Origin of the sequence: Bradyrhizobium sp. (assembly GCF_036009065.1) — a bacterium.
Lineage (GTDB): Bacteria > Pseudomonadota > Alphaproteobacteria > Rhizobiales > Xanthobacteraceae > Bradyrhizobium.
This window is the reverse complement of the sequence record NZ_DASYMN010000367.1, coordinates 1-2914: the sequence shown is the minus strand read 5'-3', so window position 1 is coordinate 2914 and position 2914 is coordinate 1. Positions and strand designations below refer to the sequence as shown.

3 protein-coding genes are annotated in these 2914 nt (G+C 63.2%); 1 reads left to right on the top strand and 2 read right to left on the bottom strand.

The features are described 5' to 3' along the window. Positions 1 to 375 (top strand): ATP-binding cassette domain-containing protein (locus VGP39_RS22055; RefSeq protein ID WP_327570215.1); only part of this gene is annotated, 375 nt, incomplete at its 5' end. A 128-nt stretch (positions 376 to 503) separates the two neighbouring features. On the opposite strand, the gene VGP39_RS22050 is transcribed toward VGP39_RS22055, so the two are convergent. Together VGP39_RS22050 and VGP39_RS22045 are read right to left on the bottom strand one after the other, a co-directional pair. Continuing rightward, on the bottom strand, positions 504 to 1340 hold the full coding sequence (locus tag VGP39_RS22050; protein ID WP_327570214.1) for a C40 family peptidase: 837 nt from the start codon (positions 1338 to 1340) through the stop codon (positions 504 to 506). After that, complete coding sequence (locus tag VGP39_RS22045) at positions 1333 to 2712, bottom strand: leucyl aminopeptidase family protein (protein ID WP_327570213.1); 1380 nt, start codon at positions 2710 to 2712, stop codon at positions 1333 to 1335. The genes VGP39_RS22050 and VGP39_RS22045 overlap by 8 nt, the downstream gene beginning before the upstream one ends. Positions 2713 to 2914 lie beyond the last annotated feature (202 nt).

The following is a 2914-nucleotide window of genomic DNA, read 5'->3' as shown; positions in this document are numbered from 1 at the left end:
CGGTTCCGCTATCCGCATGAATTCTCCGGCGGCCAGCGCCAGCGCATCTCCATCGCGCGCGCGGCGGTGCTGGAGCCGAATTTCGTGGTGCTCGACGAGCCTACATCCGCGCTCGACATGCTGTTCCAGGCGCAGATGGTCGATCTGTTGCGCGAGTTGCAGCGCAAGCGCGATCTCACCTACATGTTCATCTCGCACGATTTGCGCGTGGTGGCCTCGTTGGCGAGCCACTTGATCGTGATGCGCCACGGCAAGGTGGTCGAGGAAGGGCCGGCGTCGGAGCTGTTCAAAAATCCGAAGACCGCATACACCCGCGCACTGTTTGCCGCTGCGTTCCGCATCGAAGCCGCGCCGGGTGCTGTGGTTGCGGAATAGAAATTTTTTCACGCGTCATGCCCGGGCTTGTCCCGGGCATCCACGTCTTGCTTTCTGTTTGTGAGGCCAAAACGTGGATGGCCGGGACAAGCCCGGCCATGACGAATGCAGAGCAATAGCTTCTGCTATTACAGCCGCTTGATGCTGGTAATTTCGCTGCCTGCGGCCTTGATGCGGGCGATGGCGGCGCGGGTGTTTTCGACCGCGGTCGCCATGTGATGGGCATTGGCGTGAACGATGCTTTCTGCGTCGCGCGCGATCGCGACATGCCCCTCCCAGAAGATCAGATCGCCGCGCCGTAATTGTTCCGATTGCGACAGCGCGCTTCCCAACGCCGCTTCCTGCATATCGCTGTCCCGCGGGCATCCGATTCCGCTGGCGTCGAGCGCGACCTGCACGAGGCCGGAGCAATCGACGCCGAGGCTGGTCTTACCGCCCCACAGATATGGTGTTCCGATGAACCGCTCGGCGACCGCGACGAAATCACTCTCATAGACGTCGAGCCGACCGAGATGCCGTTGCGGCACGTACAAACCGTCATGGGTGATCGCGAATTCGCCATCGTCGCGCGTGATTGAAACTTTTGCACCCAGTGGAAGCGCATCGGCAGGCGGGAGTTTGATCGACGGACCGGGAAACATCAACGTCCGTAATGCGGTGACCTTATGCGTCGGCATGGCGCCGAGCTTCGCCAGCGCGCGGTCGGGAAGCCAGCCAACATAGCCGTCGCTGTTCAATTGACCCCAAGCCCAGCCCTCGCCATTGCGGTCGTAGATCGTGACTCGGTCGCCCTTCAGTGCTTGTGTCGCCAGTTCGGCATCGGAAGCTGGCTCGCGCCGCACCGGCGCGACGGCATCGACAATTTCGAATTCCGCGCCTGTGGCGAAGCGCGTGGCCTTGACCTTGCCTTCGAGATACTTCGCGGCGAGATCGGGCCGCGCCGGCATCAGGCGCGGGTCATCCATAGCGGTCGCTCAACAATCTGTAGATGGCGCGCGCGGCCTGGCATTCGCCGCCTTCGGGACGCGCCGGTTTTGCCGACGGTGTCCAGCCGTAGATATCGACGTGCAGCCAGCTCTTCGCGGTCTCGACGAAACGCTGCAGGAACAGCGCGCAGGTGATTGAGCCCGCGAACGTTCCCGAGGGCGCGTTGTTGATGTTCGCGACCTTGGAATCCAGCCAGCTTTCGTAAGGGCCCCATAGCGGCAATCGCCACAATGGATCATTCTCTGCTTTCGCGTGAGCCGCGACATCCAGCGCCAGCGTGTCGTCGTTGGTGTAAAACGGCGGTAGATCCGGACCTAATGCCACCCGCGCTGCGCCGGTCAGGGTGCCCAGATCAATCAGCAGGTCCGGCTCTTCCTCGTCGGCCAGCGCAAGGGCGTCGGCCAGCACCAGCCGACCTTCGGCATCGGTATTGCCGATTTCCACCGTAATGCCCTTGCGCGAGGTAAAGATATCGAGCGGGCGAAAGGCGTTGCCGGCCACCGCATTCTCCACTGCCGGGATCAGCACCCGCAGCCGAACCTTGAGCCCGGCATCCATCACCATCGACGCCAGCGCCAGCACGTTGGCGGCCCCGCCCATGTCCTTTTTCATGACCAGCATTCCGGCCGCCGGTTTCAGGTCGAGCCCGCCGGTATCGAAGCAGACGCCCTTGCCGACCAGCGTCACCCTGGGATGCGCAGGGTCGCCCCAGGTAAAATCGATCAGTCGCGGCGCGCGCGCCGATGCCATTCCCACCGCATGAATCAGCGGAAAATTCTGACGCATAAGGTCGTCGCCGACGATGCAATTGAAATTCGCGCCGAACCGTTTTGCCAGCCCCTCGGCCGCTGCCGCCAGTTGCTCCGGCCCCATGTCGTTGGCCGGCGTGTTGATGAGGTCGCGCGCCAGCGCAACCGCCTCCGCCATTCGCGTAAGTTCGGCGACGTCGATCCCTTCAGGGGGCACCAGCCTGACGTTGGGTGCATCATTCTTGCGATAGCGGCTGAACCGGTAACTGCCGAGCGCGAAGGCAAGCGCCGCAAGGCGCGCATCATGCGGCGCATTGGCGAAGCGGTAGACGCCCGGCGGCAGCAGTCCAGGCAACTGGCCCGGCCGAAACGGGTCGCGCCATTTGGCGGTTTCATCCTCCAGGCCGAAGATAACGTGTGCGATCGAGCCGTCCGCCCCGGGCAGCGTCAGGCACTCGCCCGGCCTGGCCGCAAAGCCGTTGGCTAAAGCGAACTGCCGCGCCTGCGCGGGCAGCGTGGCGCTGACGTCGTGCCATGTCGCCTTGGTCGCGAAGGTGATCGGAATGGAGGTCGCGGGCGTGGTTTCAAAGGCGGAAGTCATGCGGGTCTCGGTCTTGTGGATGCGGTAGAGCGCCGGCCGATTAGCGCACATTAACCGGCTATTAGGGTTAACAGTCTATTGCTGGGCGCATTCGGCTCGATCGATGCGCCGGCTATGATGAGTTAAAGTGCCATGCGTCAGCAGTCCAGTCTTGCCCGGTTCCTTGCCTCCGCAGCCGTGACGGCGATGTTGGCCGCCAGCC

Coding starts and splice junctions, on each gene's coding strand:
- VGP39_RS22050 (WP_327570214.1), bottom strand. CDS start 1,340: ATGGATGACCCGCGCCTGATGCCGGCGCGGCCCGATCTCGCCGCGAAG.
- VGP39_RS22045 (WP_327570213.1), bottom strand. CDS start 2,712: ATGACTTCCGCCTTTGAAACCACGCCCGCGACCTCCATTCCGATCACC.